Raw genomic sequence first — 19458 nt, forward strand, 5'->3', positions numbered from 1 at the left:
TCTTGCTCTGCTCCGCATCCCGCCTGCGTAGTCGTGCCGCATTGCTGCTGATCACTGGTTTGCCAATCCTGCTCGCCGCCTGCCACGACCAGCAGGCCACACCCACCGCGGCGTCGATGCCGCCGGTTCCCGTCCTGGTCGAAACAGTCGCCACCTCCGCGGTGCCCGACGTCGTCGAGTTGCCGGGCCGCATCGAGGCCGTACGCAGCGCCGAGATTCGCGCACGTGTCGACGGCATCGTCGAGCGTACGCTGTATCGGGAAGGCACCGACCTGCCCGCCAACGCCCCGCTATTCCAGATCGACGCAAGCGACTATCGCGCGCAGTTGCAGCAGGCGCAGGCGGCGCTCGCACGCGCGAGCGCCGTGCGCGACAACGCCGCTTCCGTCGTCGAGCGCTTCAGGCCGCTGGTCGGCCGCCACGCGGTCAGCGCGCAGGAATACGACGCTGCGCTCGCGACCATGCAGCAGGCCCAGGCCAATGTCGCCGATGCGCATGCCGCCGTCTCGCTCGCGCAGTTGCGGCTCGATCGCTGCATCGTGCGCACGCCGATCGCGGGACGCGCCGGTCGCGCGCTCGTCACCGAAGGCGCGTTGGTCAGCGCCGGCGCGGCCACCCTGCTCACGCAGGTCAATCAACTCACGCCGATCAACGCGGTGTTCACGCAGTCGAACACGGCGATGCTCGACATCGAACAGCAGATCCAGTCGGGCACGCGCAAGCCGGCCAGCATGAAGCACATCGAGGTCCAATTGGTTCTCGCCAACGGCCAGGTCTATAACGAGCGCGGCTTTCTGGACTTCGCGGACCTCGTCGTCGATCCGTCCACCGGCACGCAAACGGTGCGCGCGCAGTTCGCGAATCCGGACCGCACGCTGCTGCCTGGGCAGTTCGTGCGGGGGCGCATCATCGCGGCCGGCAATCTGCAAGGCATCCGTATCCCGGAGCGCGCGGTGCAGCTCGATAACGGTGTGGCGAGCGTCGCGCTGGTCGCCGACGATGGCACCGTGGTCCACCGCAACATCGATCTGGGCGAACAAGGCGAAGGACGCTGGACCGTGCGCGATGGGCTCAAGCCCGGCGAGCGCGTGATCGTCGACGGCTGGCAGAAGGTCCAGCCCGGCCAGCGGGTCGACGCGCGGCCCGTGCCCGAAGGCGCGTCCGCGGGGGCGTCAACCGGGGCGTTGGCGACGCCAGCCATGCCGTCGCAGTCGGCCGCGGCGCCAGCTTCCGCCGCGCGTTGACGGGCTCGCCGATGAACCGCTTCTTCGTCGCCCGTCCGGTCTTTGCGTGGGTCATCGCCCTTTTCATCGTGTTGTTCGGCGCGATCGCGGTCGCGCTGCTGCCGGTCGAGCAGTATCCCGATGTGGCGCCGCCCTCGCTGAGCATCACCGCCGCCTTCAGCGGCGCCGACGCGCGCACGCTCGAGCGCACCGTCACGTCGATCATCGAAGACGAGATGAACGGCATCGAGAACTTTCTGTACATGTCGTCGGTGAGCCGATCGAACGGCACGATGCAGATCACCGTCGTGCTCAAGCCCGGCACCAATCTCGACATCGCGCGCACCCAGGTGCAGGACCGGCTCAGCCGCGTCGAGCCGCGCCTGCCGCTCGAAGTGCGGCAAATCGGCGTGCGCGTGACGAAAGCGTCCTCCGGCTTTCTGATGCTGCTCGCGCTGCAGGCGACCGACGGCAGCACCAACGCGGTCGCGATGGGCAATTTCGCGTCGAACAATATCGTCAACGAGTTGCGCCGCATCGATGGCGTCGGCGACGTGCAACTGTTCGGCTCGTCATACGCGATGCGGATCTGGCTCGATCCGCACAAGCTGACGGGCTTCGGGCTGTCGGCAAGCGAGGTGTTGCAGGCGGTCCAGGAGCAGAACAGTCAGACCGCGGGCGGCGGCCTCGGCGATCAGCCGATCGCGCCGGGTTCCGAATTCACCGCGCAGATCGTCACGCAAAGCCGCTTTTCGACGCCCGAGCAGTTCCGCGAAATCATCGTGCGCGCGAACCCGGATGGCTCGACCGTGCGCCTCGGCGACGTCGCTCGCGTCGAACTCGGCAACGACAGCTACGGCAACCGCCTAACCGTCAACGGCAAGGCGTCGGCCGGTATCGCGATCCAGCTCGCGAGCGGCGCGAACGCGCTCGCAGTCGCCAACGCGGTGCGCCAGCGCATGACCGAATTGCAGCCGACCTTCCCGCGCGGCGTCAGCTGGGCCGTGCCGTTCGACACGACGCCGTTCATCACCACGTCGGTACACGGCGTGATCCAGACGATGATCGAGGCCTTGCTGCTCGTCACGGTCGTCGTGTTTCTGTTCCTGCAGGACTGGCGCGCGACGGTGATCCCCACGATCGTCGTGCCGGTCGCGCTGATCGGCACCTGCGCGGGGCTCTATCTGTTCGGACTGTCGATCAACATCCTGTCGCTGTTCGGCATGGTGGTCGCAATCGGTATCCTCAACGACGATGCGATCGTCGTGGTCGAAAACGTCGCGCGGATCATGCGCGAGGAAGGCCTCAGCGCGCCGCGCGCGACCGTCAAGGCGGTCGGCCAGATTGCCGGCGCGGCGATCGCGAGCACGCTCGTGCTGGTCGCGGTGTTCATTCCGATGGCGTTTTTCCCGGGCTCGACGGGCGGCATCTACCGGCAGTTCTCGGTCACGCTGGCCGTGTCGATCCTGCTGTCGACGCTGCTGGCGCTGACGCTCGGCGCGGCCTTGTGCGCGGCGCTGCTCAAAAGCGAAAGCGCCGGGCGCAAGCGGCCGGCAAACGCGGCTTCGCGGCTGATGCACCGCGCGTTCGACGGCTTCAATAACGGGCTCAACGCGGGCACCGCGCGCTACATCGGCGGAGTCGGTGCGATGCTGCGCTCACCGCTGCGCTGGTTGCTCGCGTTCGTCGCGGCCTGCGCGATCACGGTGTTTTTCTTTATGCGTCTGCCGAGCGGCTTTCTGCCGACAGAAGACCAAGGGCATATTTTCATCACGTATACCGGCGCGCCGGGTTCGACCGAGCAACGCACGCAGCATGCGATCGATCAGGTCGAGGCGTTTTTGCGGCAGCAGCCACAGGTGCGCAACGTGGCTTCGGTCACCGGTTTCAGCTTCTTCGGGCAGGGGCAATCGGCGGCGCTGTCGTTCGTCGATCTGAAGCCGTGGAACGAACGGCCCGGCGAAGCAAACTCGGCGAGCGCGCTGGTGCGTCGCGCGAATGCCGCGTTCCGGCAGATTCCCGAAGCGTTTATTTTCGCGCTCGATCCGCCCGCGATCCCGTCGCTCGGTAACGCGACCGGCTTTACGATGAAGATTCAGGATCGCAGCGGCGTCGGTGGCGAAGCGCTGCAACAGGCCGCGCGGCGCATGATGATCGAGGCATCGCAAAGCAGCATGCTCACGGGCGTGCGCACCGAGGGCATGCCGGAGGCGCCACAACTGTATGTCGAGATCGACCGCGTAAAAGCGCGCGCGTTGGGCTTGCAGATCGGCCAGGTCAATCAGGCGCTCGCGCTGACGTTCGGCTCGAACTACGTGAACGATTTCGTGTTCGAGGGCAATGTGTTGCGCGTGCTGTTGCAAGCCGACGCCGAGCAGCGGATGCGCGCCGAAGACGTGAGCTCGCTGCGCCTGCGTAACAATCGCGGCGAGATGGTGCCATTCTCGGCGTTCACGCGAGTGCGCTGGATTTCTGGTCCGCAGCAGCTCGAACGCTATAACGGCTTTCCGTCCGCGACATTGTCGGGCCAGGCCGCACCCGGCCGTTCGAGCGGCGCGGCGATCGCGGAGATGGAGCGCATCGCGTCGCATGTGCTGACCGGCAATCTCACGTACGAATGGACTGGCACCGCATTCGAGGAAAAACAGGCGAGCGGGCAGATCGGCATGCTGCTCGGTTTGTCGCTGGTGGTCGTGTTCCTGCTGCTCGCGGCGCTGTATGAGAGCTGGGCGATTCCGGTCGCGGTGTTGATGATCATTCCGTTCGGCGTGATCGGCGCAGTGCTGCTGACGATGATGCGTGGCTTGTCCGCCGACGTCTATTTCAACATCGGCCTCGTGACGATCATCGGGCTGGCGGCGAAGAACGCAATCCTGATCGTCGAGTTTGCGATCAAGGAAGAGTCTGAGGGCAAGGACGCAATCACCGCCGCGAAGAACGGCGCGCAGCAGCGCCTGCGCCCTATTCTGATGACGAGCGTGACGTTCGTGCTCGGTATGCTGCCGCTGGTGCTCGCAACCGGTGCGGGCGCGGCGAGCCGGCGCGCGGTCGGCACCGGCGTGATGGGCAGCATGTTGACCGCGACATTGTTCGGGATCTTCTTTACGCCGCTGTTCTATGTGGCCGCGCGCCGCTGGCTGAGCCGCAAGAAACGCAGCATCGATGTCGACGATCTGCCGCCGCTCGCACCCGAGGCCGGCGAAACCGGCGGAGGACGGCACGATGCGTAAGCACCTGTTGATGCCGCTGGTTTGCTGCTCGCTTGCCGCGTGCAATTTCGCGCCGCCGTATCACCAGCCCGAACTGCCGATCGCCGATCACTTCGACACGACGGAGAACGGCAACCCGGCGGACGCGCAACTCGCGAGCGAAATCGACTGGCAGACCTTCTTCGCCGATCCGCAACTGAAGCTGCTGATCGAGACCGCGCTCGCGCATAACCGCGATCTCGCCGCGTCGATCGCGCGCATCGAACAGGCGCACGCGTTCTATCGCATCCAGAACGCCGCGCGTTTGCCGCAGGTCAACGCGAACGCAGGCGCGACGCGCACCAAAGCGCCGCTCGGTTCGATCGACCCGGAGTTCGACAACACCGACATCTCGCTCCAGTTCAACCAGTACAACGTGCAGGCCGCGGTGACGTCGTTCGAACTGGATTTCTGGGGGCGCGTGCGCAATACGAGTGAAGCCGCGCGGCGCCGCTATCTCGCGAGCGTCGACGGGCAACGTGCGTTCCGTTTATCGCTGATCGGCAATGTCGCGTCGAACTACTACGCGATCCGCTCGGGCGACGAAGGGATCGAACTGGCGCAGCGCACGCTGGAAAGCCGCCGCTATGCGCTCGACATCGCGAAGCTGCGGCTCGATGCGGGCGTCACGTCGATGGTCGATTACGAACAGGCCGCGATTCTCGTCACGCAGGCGCAGACCCAGCTTGCCGAATTGCAACGGACTACCGCGCAGCAGCGCAATCTGCTGGAGGTGCTGATCGGCGGACCGCTCGGCGACACGCTGCGGGACTCGCTACCTCAGGCGCCGCCGATCGCCGACGCCGCGCAGTTCGGCGCGCTGGACCCTGGCTTGCCGTCCGCGCTGCTGGTCCATCGGCCGGACATCCAGCAGGCCGAGCAGCAGCTACGCGCGGCCGATGCCGACATCGGCGCCGCGCGCGCGGACTTCTTCCCGCGCATCGCGCTGACGGGCAGCTTCGGTTATATCTCGCCGGAACTGGGCGATCTGTTCGTGCCGGGCAAGCAGGCGTGGTCGGTCGGCGCGCTGGTCGGCATGCCGATTTTCGATGGCGGGCAGCGCCAGGCGCAGCTTTCACAGGCGCGCGCGCGGCGCGACGAACTGGTGGCCAGTTACCAGAGCACGGTGCAGAACGCGTTTCGTGAAGTGTCCGATGGCTTGGTCGGGCGGCAACGCTACAAGGAACAGATTGCGGCGCAGGAACAGGCAGTGCAAGCGCAGCGTCAGCTCGCCGAAACGGCCGAACTGCGCTACGAAAACGGGATCTCGATCTATCTCGAAGTGGTGGATGCGCGACGCAATCTGTTCGCCGCCGAGCAGCAGTTGATCCAACTGCGTGCGACGGCATTACAGAACGGGGTATCGCTTTACGTCGCGCTGGGTGGCGGACCGGATGGCCCTGACGAGATGTCGCGAAACACGCCGCAAACGACATCGCAGGCAAACGGGATGCACCCTGCGAACTGAAACGGGGCGCAGCATCGATTGCGCGCCCCGCTCGCCGCCGGCGTTGCACCGGCGGGTCCGACTCATCAGCCCAGCGTCACGTTGACCGACGCTTCCTCGCCATCGCGCACCAGGGTGACGGACACGCTATCGTCGGACTGAGCGATGATGCGGCGCAGTTGCTCGACGCCGTGAATCACCTTGCCGTCGACCGCAACGATGATGTCGCCGGCCTGGATGCCCGCCTCGGCGGCCGGACCGGTGGCCTGCTGCACGAGCACGCCGCCCGGCAGCGATGCGTCCTGTTGCTCGTCCTGAGTCAGCGCCCGCACGGCGACGCCCAGACGCGGACGGTTCTGCTGCCGCGGTTGTTCCTGCGGTTGTTCCTGCTGTTGCTCCCGCGGGGAAACCGATGCCACGCCGCTCGATTGCTGCGCACCGATCGTGACCGACAGCTTGTGCTCGCCGCCATCGCGCCACACACTGATCGTCGCGTTGCTGCCCGGTGACAGTTGCGCGAGCTGCCCGATCAATTCCGTGGTGCTGCCGATGCGCTTGTCGTTCACGCCGATGATCACGTCGCCCCGACGCAGACCCGCCGCCTGTGCGGGGCCGCTCGGATCGACCGAGCCGACCAGCGCCCCGCCCGCCGGCTCGAGACCGAGCGCCTTCGCCTGGTCGGCGCTGACCGGCTGCACGCCTACGCCGATACGGCCGCGGGTCACATGGCCGGTGCGCACCAGTTGGTCTTTCACGTGCATCGCGGCATCGATCGGGATCGCGAACGACAAACCCTGAAAGCCGCCGGTGCGGGAATAGATCATCGAGTTGATGCCGATCACTTCGCCGTTCAGATTGAACAGCGGGCCGCCGGAATTGCCGGGGTTGACCGGCACGTCCGTCTGGATGAATGGGATCGGGCTATCGTCGGAGAAGGAGCGCGATTTCGCGCTGATGATGCCTGAGGTCACCGTGCTGTCGAAGCCATACGGCGAGCCGATCGCCACGACCCATTCACCCACTTTACTGCTGTCGGGATTGCCAATCTTCACGGTCGGCAGATTCGACGCGTCGATCTTTATCACCGCCACGTCGGTGGTCTTGTCCTTGCCGATCACGCGCGCGTGGAATTCGCGGCCGTCGGTGAGCTTTACGCTCAGGCTGCTCGCGCCATCGACGACGTGATTGTTGGTCAGAATGTATCCGTCCTGGCTGATGATGAAACCCGAGCCGAGCGCTTCACCGCCGCTCTTGCGCTGACCGTTTTCATCGACGGAGGCCGCTTCTTTCACGCCGATATGCACGACCGCCGGGCCATAGCGCGACACGATGCCGGAGAAGTCCGGCGCCGACGAACGCGTGCCGACGATATCGGCTGCCGCGCGCAGCGCGGACACGGGACCCTGCGATTCACTCACGGACGCATCGGCATTGCGATGGCTGAGCGCGTAAGCGCCACCGATTGCGAGAAGTACGCAAACGGCAGCGCTGCCGCGCCAATATTTTTGGGTGGTCATAGTCGGGAATTTTTGGGAAGGGTTACGTGGTGGACGCGTAATGTAGAGGCCACCACTTAAAGCACGCTTAAAGAAGGTGTGCGATCAGAAAGCTCGCGCGAGCCCTTATTTGCAGGGGTTTTCCGCATCTCGCGCGTCTTTTTGGGGACCTTCGCACGGACATCGCTTTCTCGCTTCAACGACGATCGCAAGCGATCCGCGGCGCGAGCATCGCGTTCGGCAGATCCGGCCAAAAGCGTTCACTGACGCGCGCGATACGTTGGCTGACCCGTGATTTCCCCAGGATTGACCGCGCCGGAAGCAGTTCCGATAATAGCCATATGGTGGACTCATCATTCACAATGTGGACAAACAGATTTCCGGACATCTCGCGAGGACTATCCATGCCCGAGGCCAAGCAATCCGACCTGACGCCGTATCAGTTGCCATTCCCGAAGGAGGCGCAAAAGGAAATCGTCGTGCCTTTCGCGATTCCGGACGACGAACGCGTGTGGGTTCCGCAGGCGGAAAACGTGTCGTTCCGCCCGTTGTGTCTGAATGCGTCGCAGGGTTACTGGATGAATCTGCTGCGAGTGCGCAAAGCGGGCGTGCTGAGCCGTCATCGTCATCCGCAGAGCGTGCACGGGATGGTGCTCAAGGGCCGCTGGCGGTATCTCGAGCACGACTGGGTCGCCACCGAAGGCAGCTACGTGTATGAGCCGCCGGGAGAAACGCATACGCTGTACGTGCCCGAAGACGTCGAGGAAATGATCACGTACTTCCAGGTCAACGGCGTGATGTTCTATTGCGATCCGTACGGCAACTACACCGGCTATGAGGACGTATTCACGAAGATCGACATGTGCCGCAAGCACTATGCGTCGGTCGGTCTCGGTGAAGACTACGTGGACCAGTTCATCCGGTAAGCGCGCCAGTCGGCGGATACGATTTCCCGCACACGTCGCGCTCGTCATCACGGGCGCGGCCGGCGGCACTAACCAGCACTACGCCGCCCACACGGCACAACACGGCAGCACGACTCCCATACCAGCACCACACATTGCGCAGGAGACAAAAATGCTCCAGAAGTCACAGCGTCTAAAACGTATACAGGTGGTCGCGGTTGCTTTCCTGACGGTCGCGGGCATCGTCAACTATCTCGATCGCAGCACGCTGTCGATCGCAAATCATCTGGTCAGCGAAGAGTTGCATCTGTCGGCGTCGCAGATGGGGTTGCTGCTGTCCGCGTTTTCGTTGTCGTATGCGTTCGCGCAGCTTCCGGTCGGCGCGCTGCTCGATCGGTTCGGCTCGCGCGTGATGCTCGGGCTCGGCATGCTGGTGTGGTCCGTCGCCCAGGTCGCGGGCGGCTTCATCCAGACGCTCAATCAATTTCTGACCGCGCGGGTCGTGCTCGGCGTGGCCGAAGCGCCGCTCTTCCCGGCCGGCGCGAAAGTCGTCAACGAATGGTTCGCGGTGCGCGAACGCGGCGCGCCGATCGGCACGTTCATTTCGTCGTCGACCATCGCGCCGATGATCGCGCCGCCGCTGCTTACCGTGCTGATGCTCGCTTTCGGCTGGCGCACGATGTTCGTCATCATGGGCGTGCTCGGGGTCATCGTCGCGCTCGCGTGGTACATGGTCTATCGCAATCGCAACGACATCGCGCTGACGGAACAGGAGACCGCGCATCTGAACGAAGGTGCGACCGTTCAGGAAAACCCGCAGGGCCTGAGCTGGGCCGAATGGGGCGCGCTCTTCAAGCTGCGCAACACATGGGGCATGATCTTCGGTTTCATGGGCGTGATCTACATGGTGTGGCTGTACCTCACGTGGCTGCCCGGCTACCTGGAAAGGGAACGGCACCTGAGCATCGCGCACACCGGCTGGCTCGTCGCGATTCCGTATGTGTTCGGCACGATCGGCATGCTGAGCAGTGGCGTTATCGCCGACTATCTGCTCAAGCGCGGAATGGCGCCGATTCGTAGCCGCAAGTGGCCGCTTTGCGTCGGGCTCGTCGGCGCCGCCGCGTTCACCGTCCCGGCCGCCTACACGCCGAGCACGGCGCTTGCCATCACGTACGTATCGGTCGCGATGCTGTTCGTCAATCTGTCGAGCGGCAGCGCGTGGGCGCTCGTCAGTGTCGCCGCACCGCGGCATCTGGTGGCATCGCTCGGCAGCATGCAGAACTTCGGCGGCTATCTGGGCGGCTCGTTCGCACCGGTGATCACCGGCATCGTCGTCGATCACACGCATTCGTTCGTCGATGCGCTGCTGATCAGCGCAGCGGTCGCGTTCGCCGCGGCGCTCGTTTATCTGTTCGTCGTCAAGGAAGTCGCGCCCGCGCCACTCGCGCGCCCGGCCGAGGCGCAACCCACCTGAACGCAACCCCTGATGCAATCCTGACGCAACCCACCTGATGCGGCGGCTCACATGACATTCCAGAACCAGCTACTCGAAGGCAAGAACGCACTCGTGACCGGCGGTTTTTCAGGCATCGGCGCGGCGATAGCGAATGCGCTCGCGCAACTGGGCGCGCATACCGTCGCCGCCGGTTTGCCGCTGCCCGAAGGCGCGCCGGATACGCTGAATCCCCAAGTCCGCCGCGTCACGCTTGACGTGCGTTCGGGCGACGACGTCAGCGCCGCGGTGAACGCTTTCGAGCGTCTGGACATCGTGGTCAACTGCGCGGGCGTGATCAGCCGCGGCGAAGAACATCGGCTGGACGTGTTCGAACGCGTGATGGACATCAACCTGAATGGCACGATGCGGGTGTGCGCCGCCGCGCGCGGATTGCTCTCGGCGTCGGCGGGCTGCATCGTCAATACCGCATCGATGCTGAGCTTTTTCGGCGGCGCGCTGGTGCCCGCGTACAGCGCGAGCAAGGGCGCGGTCGCGCAACTGACGAAGTCGCTCGCGCTCGCGTATGCGGCCGACGGAATTCGTGTCAACGCGATTGCGCCCGGCTGGATCGCCACGCCGCTCACGCAGGCATTGCAGAGCGACGATGACCGTTCGCAGGCGATCCTCGAGCGCACGCCGCTGCGGCGCTGGGGCATGCCGGACGAAGTCGCGCAGGTCGCGGTGTTTCTATGCACGCCGGCCGCGTCGTTCATGACCGGTGCGATCGTCCCGGTCGATGGCGGTTATCTGGTCGCGTGAGGCCATCACCGCGTGAAGCGGTGTGGCAGCCATTGCGCGCCGCGGAGGAACGCATAATCGCCTACCGATGCGCTGTCCGTATGCGATGCGCAATTCCGCTTCCCAACCTGCTTTAGAGTCCGTTTCAAAGTCCGCCTCGATGCCCGCTTCAAAATCCGCTCCCGCGTCCGTTTCAAAGGCACCCTCGAACGCCGCGACCACGGCCGGCCTGCGCGTGCGCGCGGCCAGCGATACCGCTGCCGAAACCGCACCCGCTGCGGCCGACCCCGCCGCGAAAAAGCACCTTCACACCGGCAGCAAGCCCGATACCGGCGCGGTCGCCGGCGCTGCCGCATTCTCGAAATTCATCGCGGTACTACAACTGATCGCCGATGCGCAGAGCCCGCCCAACGTCGCGAAACTGAGCGCGGCGAGCGGTTATCCGCGCCCGACCGTGCACCGCATCGTGGCCGCGTTGCAGGCCGAAGGTCTGGTCATCGCGACCGGCAGCGGCAACACCTTCGGCCTCGGCCCGCGTCTGATCAATCTCGCCAGCCATAGCTGGGAGCGCTCCGATCTGCGTGTCGCGGCCAGCGATGCATTAATGGCACTGCGCGACATCACATCAGAGACGATCCATCTCGCGGTGCCGAGCCAGGGCGAGATGGTGTACATCGAGAAGCTCGAAAGTCCGCACGCGGTGCGCATGGCGTCGCGCATCGGCACCCGGGTGTCGCTGACGTCGAGTTCGGTCGGCAAGGCGTATATGGCGACGCTCGGGGCGGTGGAACGCGAAGCGCTGCTGAAGAACGCGCCGCTCGAACGTTTCACCGAGCACACGCTGACCGATCTCGATGCGGTTCGCCAGGAGTTCGACGCGACCGCGCAACGCGGCTACGCGGAAGACCGCGAAGAAAACGAAGCGTCGATCTGTTGCTACGGCGCGGCGATTCGCGCTCCGGACGGCCGCGCAGTCGGCTGCGTGAGCATCAGCATGCCGACGTTTCGCCGTCGCGACGACGCGCGCGTCTGCTACATCGAGCCGCTGCTCGCCGCATGCAAGACCATTGCGGCGCGACTCGGGCCGGGCAGCGCGCGGTAATCGCACGCAGCTTATCGGTGGTTCATCCGCTACGGCGCCTGCGCCAGTCGCCTTACCCAATCCCCGCTCACATACAGGACCGAAGCTGCTATTCTTCCTGTCGCGCGGCCGCTCCGGCCGCCCGCCCGCCGCGAGCATGCGGCAGACCGCGACAGCATCCGCGGCGCTCGCGCGCCCGACTTCCCCAACCCAGGAATACGCATGTTCGGTTTTTTGCGCGGCTACTTCTCCAACGACCTCGCGATCGACCTCGGCACGTCGAACACGCTGATCTACATGCGCGGCAAGGGCATCGTGCTCGACGAACCGTCGGTCGTGTCGATCCGCCAGGAAGGCGGCCCGAACGGCAAACGGGTCATCCTGGCCGTCGGCCATGAGGCCAAGCAGATGCTCGGCAAGGTGCCGGGCAATATCGAGGCGATCCGCCCGATGAAAGACGGCGTGATCGCCGACTTCAACATCACCCAGCAGATGATCAAGCGCTTTATCCAGATGGCGCACGAGTCGAGGATGTTTTCGCCGTCGCCGCGCATCATCATCTGCGTGCCGTGCGGCTCGACCCAGGTTGAGCGCCGCGCGATCAAGGAAGCCGCGCATAGCGCGGGCGCCTCACAGGTCTATCTGATCGAAGAACCGATGGCCGCCGCGACCGGCGCGGGATTGCCCGTGTCGGAAGCGACCGGTTCGATGGTGGTGGATATCGGCGGCGGCACGACCGAGGTCGGCGTGATCTCGCTTGGCGGCATCGTCTATAAAGGCTCGGTGCGCGTCGGCGGCGACAAGTTCGACGACGCGATCGTCAACTACATCCGCCGCAACTACGGGATGCTGATCGGCGAGCAGACGGCCGAGGCGATCAAGAAGGGAATCGGCTCCGCGTTTCCTGGCTCCGAAGTACTGGAGATGGAGGTGAAAGGCCGCAACATGTCCGAGGGCATTCCGCGCAGCTTCACGGTGTCGAGCAATGAGATGCTCGAGGCGCTGACCGATCCGCTGAACCAGATCGTGTCGTCGGTGAAGATCGCGCTCGAACAGACGCCGCCGGAACTCGGCGCCGATATCGCGGAGCGCGGCATCATGCTGGCGGGCGGTGGCGCGCTGCTGCGCGATCTGGACCGCCTGCTCGCCGAAGAGACCGGGCTGCCGGTGTTCGTCGCCGACGCACCGCTTACCTGCGTGGTGCGCGGCTCGGGCATGGCACTCGAGCGGATCGAGAAATTCGGCGGCGCGTTTTCGTACGACTGATTCGCGCCCGGCATACCGCGCGCGGCCGCTGCACTGAACCACCCCGCAACCCGAACGGACCCAATGCACCCAAACGCGGACAGCCCGCGCAAGCGCTATGACGACCTTGCCTGCCTATGAGCCCCCTGTCGACGAAAACGAACTGCTGCTGAAATGGCTTCGCCGCGCGCGCGAATCGCAGATGAGTCATTACGACATGGCGGATCTGCTGTCGGCGCGCGAGCGTCGGATGGGCTGGCTCGCAACCGTGTTGACCGCGTTCGTCGGCACCGCGGTGTTCGCGTCGCTGAGCCTGCCGCCGGCATCGATCGAGATGCGCATTTTTGTCGGGCTCGTCAGTGTGGCGGCGACTCTCTCCGCCGCACTGCACGTATTTCTGCGCTACGCGGAGCGCGCCGAGAAACACCGGGCCGCCGGCGCACGCTATGGCGCGGTACGCCGTCGGCTCGAAGCGGTGTTTGCCGGCGACGCGGACGCCCGCGACGGGCACTACCTGAGCACGATCCGCACCGAACTCGACCGGCTCGCCGAAGATTCGCCGAACGTGCCGCCGCGCGTTTTCTATCGCACGCAGCGCATGTTGTTCGCGGACAAGCCGCGTCGGCGCGATGCGTGACAACGTGAGCTGCGGCGGATGGAAGGCGGTTTTTTACTCGACCGCCGAGGGCGCGCGAGTCGCTGTCCCGCTCACGACACTCGCATCACAGATCGTCCGCGCTGATACCCAGCTCCGCCGCCATGCGCCGCACTACGGTCTGCAAGCGGCTCACCTCGTCGGCAAGACGTTTCTGCTCGGCCTTCAGCGCCTCGAACGCGGAAAGCGGCACGCTGTCGTCGTCGGCGGCCGCGGGCTGCGCGGTTTCATTGACGCTCACCTCGCCGCATAGCAGATGCATCCAGCGATGCTCGCGCTCGCCGGCCATGCGCGGCAGCCTGACGACGCGCGGCGGATCGTTCGCGGCCAATTCATCGAGAAACGCCTCGACTGACGAGATATCGGCAAAGCCATGCAAACGCGCGCTATTCAGGCGCAATTCGGCCGCGGTCTGCGGGCCGCGCAACAACAGCGTGGTCAGCAGCGCGACCGACTGCGCCGGCAGCCCGAGCACCCGGTTCATGTTGTGTTCGAAACGCGGGACGCGGCTGCTGCTGCCTTCCATCACGAGGCTCAGGCGCTTCAATCCATCGATGGCGGTCAGCACTTCGGCCTCGGTCGCGTTGATCACCGGCGCGCGGCCGGTCTTCTGATTACAGCCGAGCGTCAGCGCATTGAGCGACAGCGGATAGCTGTCCGGCACGGTGTGCTGCTTTTCGACGAGCACGCCGAGCACGCGCCCTTCGAGCGGCGTCAGCTCGCGGATCGAGGGGCGGGAGGAAGCGTCGGAGATGGTGTTCATGGACGGTGATTGCGAGGTCTCGTGGATGATGCGCGCCGTTCGCCGTTAATGGTGGGACGGCGGGTGGGACGGCGGGTGGGACGGCGGGTGGGACGGCGCGTGCTGTGGTTGGCTGGGCACTATGATAAGCGGCCCGGGTCGTTGCAGTGCGTCAATCGATGCGTCGAACCCACCTACCGCCCTCGCCGCCCTCGCCGCCCTCTTCCCGCGCATTACCGGTGTTACGCACTCTTCGCATACTTGAATGTGCCCTGCGCGCTTGCGATCAATAGCTTGCCATCCACCCACGCCTCGGCGCGCGAGAAGAAAATCGAGCGGCCCGAGCGTTCGAGAAAACCCTTCGCGGTGACTGAGCCACCGAGGCCCTTGTCGAGATAGTTGGTGGTCAATGACAACGTAAAGCCGTGCCGCGCCGGCTGTCCGGCTGACGCATACAGACCTGCGTAGCCGGCGGCCGCGTCGAGCAAGGTCGCGATCGCGCCGCCTTGCAGCACCCCTTGGCGATTGAGTTTGCTCGCGTCGATCGGCATCAGCAGTTCCGCATAGCCATCGCGCCATTGCGTGAGACGCACGCCGAGCGATTCGAGAAACGGGTAGTCGATGGGAAGGTCGGACATGGTTCAGGCCCTGGCTGTTCTGAATGACACGTGAGCATACCCGCGATCGCCGGCGCCCAGCGGCAGACCCGCGACCAATCACACCCGCTCGACACGCGCGGCACCCGCATCGTGCATTGGGCGGCCGGCGCGCAAAATCCGCCACATCTGCTAGTGTTTGCTGCATCAGCGTCTGCTTATCTGGAGGATTCATGCGCTTCGACCCCCCGCGCCGCGCGCCCGCCCCCCGGCCGGCCGCCCGCCTGAGCGACGCGCATATCGCCGCCGAAGCGCTTCGCCGGCTCGCGTGGGATGCCAGCGTCCCCCCTCACGCGGTGAACGTGCAAGTCGCGCGCGGCCGCATCACGCTATCGGGGGAACTGCAGCGCGAGCAGCAACGCATCGCAATGCTCGAAGACGTCGCGCGGCTGTTCGGCGTCACCGGCATCGTGGACCGCACCGTCATCTCAACGGCCTGACGCCGGCGTGCGTCATGCGGCGCCCGTTCGCATCAACGCCCGGCAATGCCGCGCGATCTGCTTTTCCTCCTCGGTATGCAGCACTCTGACTTTGCGCGCCGGAAGTCCGAGAAACCCGAGTCCATCGCACACGAGCCGCCGTATCCGCTCGCTGTGTTCACCAATCCCGCCGGTCAACACCAACAGATCGATCCCGCCGAGCAACGCCGCATAGCCGCCGATGGTCTTGCGCACCGCGGTCGCGAACGCATCAAGCGCGAGCGATGCCTGCGCGTCGCCGGCCGCCGCGCGTTGTTCGAGCGCCTGCATATCGCTTTCGCCATCGGTATACCCGGCCAGGCCGCTATGGCGATTGAGCAGCGTTTCGAGCGCATCGGCGTCGAGCCCTTCCGCACGCATCAGATACAGCAGCACGCCCGGATCGAGGTCGCCGCAGCGCGTGCCCATCGGAATGCCGCCGGTCGGCGTCAGCCCCATCGACGTATCGACCGACCGGCCGTCGCGCAGCGCGCACACACTCGAGCCGTTGCCCAGGTGCGCAAACACCGCGCGCGGCGGCAAACCCGCGCCCAGTTGCCTGACGAGCGATTCATACGAGAGCCCGTGAAAACCATAGCGAATCACGCCGGCCTGCGCGTACCGGTGCGGCAACGCGAACTGCGCGGCGCGCGGCGGCAGCGTCGCGTGAAACGCGGTGTCGAAGCACGCGAAATGCGGGGCGTCGCCGAAGATCTGCGTGGCTTCGTCGATCAGCGCGAGTGCGGGTGGAATGTGTAGCGGCGCGAAGTGCAGCGCGTCATGCAGCTGGCGCCGCACCTCATCGGTGATGCGCTGATGCGTGCGCAGATGCGGACCGCCGTGTACGACGCGATGCCCCACTGCGGCGGGCCGCGCTCGATGTTGCTGCGCGAGGACCTGCGCGAGCTTTTGCAGCGCATCGGTCTGCGATTCGAGCGCGTGCGCCTGCTCCAGCAACACGCGGCCGTCTGGCGTTCTGATGCGCAGGCTGCCGTCGCCGCGGCCGATCCCCTCGGCCGCGCCGGCGAGCAGCAGCACCTCGTCGTTGCTGGCGTCGTTGCTGGCGTCGTTGCTGGCGTCGTCGTTTCCTTCATCGCCCCGCTGCGCGAACAGTCCGAACTTCAGCGATGACGAGCCGCTGTTGAGCACCAGAATCGTCTGCTCCTGAGCGTCGGTATGCATGTCGTCCTCGCTTAGCCTTTCCACGTCCAATTGCGGATTTCCTCCTTGTCGATCCCTTCCGCGTGCGCATACGCGAGGTGCTCGATGATCTGGTCTCGCAGCCATTCCTTGGTATGGTCGCCGACACCGCGCAGTGCCGGCACACGGTCGATCACGTCGATCGCCAGCGTAAAGCGGTCGACCCCGTTGATGATCGCGAGTTCGAGCGGCGTATTGATGTTGCCCTTCTCGTGATAGCCATGCACATGCATGTTCTCGTGATTCTTGCGGTTGTACGTGAGCTTGTGCACGAGCGACGCATACGAGTGGAAGTTGAAGATCACCGGTTTGCTGGTGGTAAACAGCGAATCGAAATCGCGATCGGACAAGCCATGCGGATGCGCGTGCTCGGGCATCAGCCGGAACAGATCGACCACGTTGACGAAGCGGATCTTCAAGCCTGCGCAGCGCTCCTTCAGGATCTCCACGGCGGCCAGCGCCTCCATCGTCGCGATATCGCCCGCGCATGCGATCACCACGTCCGGCTCGACGCCCTGGTCGGTCGACGCCCAGTCCCAGATGCCGATGCCTTTCGTGCAATGCGTGACGGCCGCGTCCATGTCGAGATACGTCAGGTGCGGCTGCTTGTCGGAGACGATCACGTTCACGTAGTCGCGCGAGCGCAGGCAGTGGTCGGCGACGCTCAGCAGGCAATTGCCGTCGGGCGGCAGATAAATGCGTACGACGTCCGGGCTCTTGTTGGTGACGACGTCGAGAAAACCGGGGTCCTGATGCGTGAAGCCGTTGTGATCCTGGCGCCACACCAGCGACGAAATCAGCAGATTCAGCGACGGCACCGGTTGCCGCCAGCCAAGTTCGCGCTTGGATTTTTCGAGCCACTTCGCGTGCTGGTTGAACATCGAGTCGATCACGTGGACGAACGCCTCGTAAGTCGCGAACAGACCGTGCCGCCCGGTCAGCACGTAGCCTTCGAACCAGCCTTCGAGCGTGTGTTCGCTGAGCATTTCCATCACACGGCCATCGGGCGACAGATCACCGCCGTCGGCATCGGTCGGTTCGGTCTGCGCGAGCCAGGTTTTCGGCGACGCCTCATAGACCGCCTGCAGCTTGTTGCTCGCGGTTTCGTCCGGGCCGAACAGGCGGAAGTTCGACATGTTCCTGCGCATCACGTCGCGCAGAAAGGTACCGAGCACCCCGGTCGGCGACGTGTAGGACGACGCCGGCTTCTTTACCGCGACCGCATAGTCGCGAAACGGCGGCATGTCGAGCGCCTTGCACAGCAGCCCGCCGTTCGCATGCGGATTCGCGCTGATACGGCGCGCGCCTTCGGGCGCGAGCGCGCGCAGTTCGCCGGCGAGCCGGCCGTTCGCGTCGAACAATGTCTCGGGCCCGTAGCTGCGCAGCCAGTCCTCGACGATCTGCAGGCTCTTGCGATGGGTCGCCGGGTCTAGCACCGGCACCTGATGCGCGCGCCACGAGCCCTCCACCTTGTGACCGTCGACCTCCTTCGGCCCGGTCCAGCCTTTCGGCGAGCGCAGCACGATCATCGGCCAGCGCGGGCGCGTCGTATCGTTATTCTGGCGCGCGTGTTGCTGGATCGCGCGGATTTCGTGGATGCACTGATCGAGCGTCGCGGCCATCTGCTGATGCATCGTGTCAGGATCGTCGCCTTCGACGAAATACGGCTTGTGCCCATAGCCGACCATCAGCGCTTCGAGTTCTTCGCGCGGAATGCGCGCGAGCAGCGTCGGATTGGCGATTTTGTAGCCGTTCAGATGCAGCACCGGCAGAACCGCGCCGTCGCGGATCGGATTGAGGAATTTGTTCGAGTGCCACGAAGTGGCGAGCGGACCGGTTTCCGCTTCGCCGTCGCCGATCATCACCGTGACGATCAGATCGGGATTGTCGAACGCGGCGCCGTAGCCATGCGACAGGCTATAGCCGAGTTCGCCGCCTTCGTGAATCGAGCCCGGCGTTTCCGGCGTGCAATGCGAGCCGATGCCGCCGGGGAATGAAAATTGCCGAAAAAAGCGCTGCATGCCGGCCTCATCCTGGCTGCGATCCGGATAGATCTCCGAGTAATGCCCTTCCAGATAGCAATGCGCGAGAGTCGCGGGCGCGCCATGACCGGGGCCGGCCACATAGATCATGTCGAGATCGAGCTGACGGATCAGCCGGTTCAGATGCACGAGCAGAAAGCTTTGCCCCGGATCGGATCCCCAGTGGCCGAGCAGCCGGTTCTTGATGTGCTCGGGCTTCAACGGTTCACGCAACAGCGGGTTGTCGCGCAGATAGATCATGCCGACGGACAGGTAGTTGCAAGCGCGCCAGTAGCGGTCCATGTTGCGCAGCGTGTCGGGGTCCAGAATTTGCGGCGGGGCGGGATGCGAGCTTGATTCGGCCATGGCGTCACTCCTCGAAAAGACTGTCAGGCGGGTTGGCGGGGGATGTGGCGATTCGTGCCGCAGTCGTTGCGGTCGATGATCGCGGCGCAACCGGTGCGGAACCGGGCGCGAGGTCGCGCTGTTCGGTAATGCGGTAACGCGGATGCGTGGATGACGGTGTTGTCCGACGCCCTACTCGCACGCGGCCCACGCGTGCATGCGCTGAAGCCGCGACGGCGACGGCGACGGCTCGGGCAGCGCGCGCGCCAATTCGCCGCTCGACGCCCACGCGTGTCAGCGGGTGTGACAGGCGCGGCGTCGCATGGTTCGGTGCAATCGTGCGAACCATGCGACGCATATCGTGAATGTATTAAGCTGCTCATGCTGGGTGTGCATCAGTCGGTCGAGCCTGGGGTGCGTCGCTGCTGATCATGCGGGGCCCTTGCTCGCGGCCGCGCCCGGTATTCCTTTTTTCTGTTTCCTCGCCTCAGGTCAACGGCCGC

15 protein-coding genes are annotated in these 19458 nt (G+C 65.2%); 10 read left to right on the forward strand and 5 right to left on the reverse strand.

Features of this window, described 5'->3' with window-relative positions:
• Window positions 1-2: 2 nt before the first annotated feature.
• Genes VGH68_RS06545 through VGH68_RS06555 form a run of 3 tightly spaced genes read left to right on the forward strand, consistent with a single transcriptional unit; the run spans window position 3 to window position 5939 of the window.
• Entirely contained in the window at window positions 3-1244 is a 1242-nt protein-coding gene (locus tag VGH68_RS06545; protein WP_331602727.1) for an efflux RND transporter periplasmic adaptor subunit, read from the forward strand.
• Between the two features lie 11 nt (window positions 1245-1255).
• Complete coding sequence (locus VGH68_RS06550) at window positions 1256-4453, forward strand: multidrug efflux RND transporter permease subunit (protein WP_331602728.1); 3198 nt, start codon at window positions 1256-1258, stop codon at window positions 4451-4453.
• Window positions 4446-5939 (forward strand): efflux transporter outer membrane subunit, encoded by a 1494-nt coding sequence (locus VGH68_RS06555; RefSeq protein WP_331602730.1) that lies wholly within the window; start codon window positions 4446-4448, stop codon window positions 5937-5939. Before VGH68_RS06550 ends, VGH68_RS06555 begins: the two co-directional genes overlap by 8 nt.
• Window positions 5940-6004: 65 nt before the next feature.
• Here VGH68_RS06555 and VGH68_RS06560 read toward each other — a convergent pair whose 3' ends face one another.
• Window positions 6005-7435: a trypsin-like peptidase domain-containing protein gene (locus VGH68_RS06560; RefSeq protein WP_331602731.1), complete on the reverse strand. Its 1431-nt coding sequence runs from the start codon at window positions 7433-7435 to the stop codon at window positions 6005-6007.
• A gap of 383 nt (window positions 7436-7818) precedes the next feature.
• Between VGH68_RS06560 and VGH68_RS06565 the strand changes: the two genes are divergently transcribed.
• The 6 genes from VGH68_RS06565 to VGH68_RS06590 all read left to right on the forward strand — a co-directional run bounded on the left by VGH68_RS06565 (window position 7819) and on the right by VGH68_RS06590 (window position 13515).
• Window positions 7819-8340 (forward strand): 2,4'-dihydroxyacetophenone dioxygenase family protein, encoded by a 522-nt coding sequence (locus VGH68_RS06565; protein ID WP_331602732.1) that lies wholly within the window; start codon window positions 7819-7821, stop codon window positions 8338-8340.
• Between the two features lie 151 nt (window positions 8341-8491).
• On the forward strand, window positions 8492-9793 hold the full coding sequence (locus VGH68_RS06570; RefSeq protein ID WP_331602733.1) for an MFS transporter: 1302 nt from the start codon (window positions 8492-8494) through the stop codon (window positions 9791-9793).
• 51 nt (window positions 9794-9844) lie between these two features.
• Window positions 9845-10573 carry an SDR family NAD(P)-dependent oxidoreductase gene (locus VGH68_RS06575; RefSeq protein WP_331602734.1) on the forward strand — a complete coding sequence of 243 codons (729 nt, stop codon included), beginning with the start codon at window positions 9845-9847 and terminating at the stop codon, window positions 10571-10573.
• 139 nt (window positions 10574-10712) lie between these two features.
• Window positions 10713-11654, forward strand: a complete 942-nt coding sequence (locus VGH68_RS06580) for an IclR family transcriptional regulator (protein WP_331602736.1) — start codon at window positions 10713-10715, stop codon at window positions 11652-11654.
• Window positions 11655-11855: 201 nt separating this feature from the next.
• Window positions 11856-12899 (forward strand): rod shape-determining protein, encoded by a 1044-nt coding sequence (locus VGH68_RS06585; RefSeq protein WP_331602737.1) that lies wholly within the window; start codon window positions 11856-11858, stop codon window positions 12897-12899.
• A gap of 97 nt (window positions 12900-12996) precedes the next feature.
• Complete coding sequence (locus tag VGH68_RS06590) at window positions 12997-13515, forward strand: SLATT domain-containing protein (RefSeq protein ID WP_331602738.1); 519 nt, start codon at window positions 12997-12999, stop codon at window positions 13513-13515.
• 85 nt (window positions 13516-13600) lie between these two features.
• Here VGH68_RS06590 and VGH68_RS06595 read toward each other — a convergent pair whose 3' ends face one another.
• Window positions 13601-14296 (reverse strand): YceH family protein, encoded by a 696-nt coding sequence (locus VGH68_RS06595; protein WP_331602739.1) that lies wholly within the window; start codon window positions 14294-14296, stop codon window positions 13601-13603.
• A 221-nt stretch (window positions 14297-14517) separates the two neighbouring features.
• Window positions 14518-14913 carry a PaaI family thioesterase gene (locus VGH68_RS06600; protein WP_331602740.1) on the reverse strand — a complete coding sequence of 132 codons (396 nt, stop codon included), beginning with the start codon at window positions 14911-14913 and terminating at the stop codon, window positions 14518-14520.
• A gap of 191 nt (window positions 14914-15104) precedes the next feature.
• Here VGH68_RS06600 and VGH68_RS06605 point away from each other — a divergent pair, with 191 nt between their 5' ends.
• Window positions 15105-15371: a BON domain-containing protein gene (locus tag VGH68_RS06605; RefSeq protein WP_331602742.1), complete on the forward strand. Its 267-nt coding sequence runs from the start codon at window positions 15105-15107 to the stop codon at window positions 15369-15371.
• A gap of 12 nt (window positions 15372-15383) precedes the next feature.
• Here VGH68_RS06605 and VGH68_RS06610 read toward each other — a convergent pair whose 3' ends face one another.
• On the reverse strand, window positions 15384-16571 hold the full coding sequence (locus VGH68_RS06610) for an acetate/propionate family kinase (RefSeq protein WP_331602743.1): 1188 nt from the start codon (window positions 16569-16571) through the stop codon (window positions 15384-15386).
• Window positions 16572-16582: 11 nt separating this feature from the next.
• On the reverse strand, window positions 16583-18976 hold the full coding sequence (locus VGH68_RS06615; protein WP_331602744.1) for a phosphoketolase family protein: 2394 nt from the start codon (window positions 18974-18976) through the stop codon (window positions 16583-16585).
• Between the last annotated feature and the right edge of the window lie 482 nt (window positions 18977-19458).

This window comes from Paraburkholderia sp. (assembly GCF_036488505.1).
Lineage (GTDB): Bacteria > Pseudomonadota > Gammaproteobacteria > Burkholderiales > Burkholderiaceae > Paraburkholderia.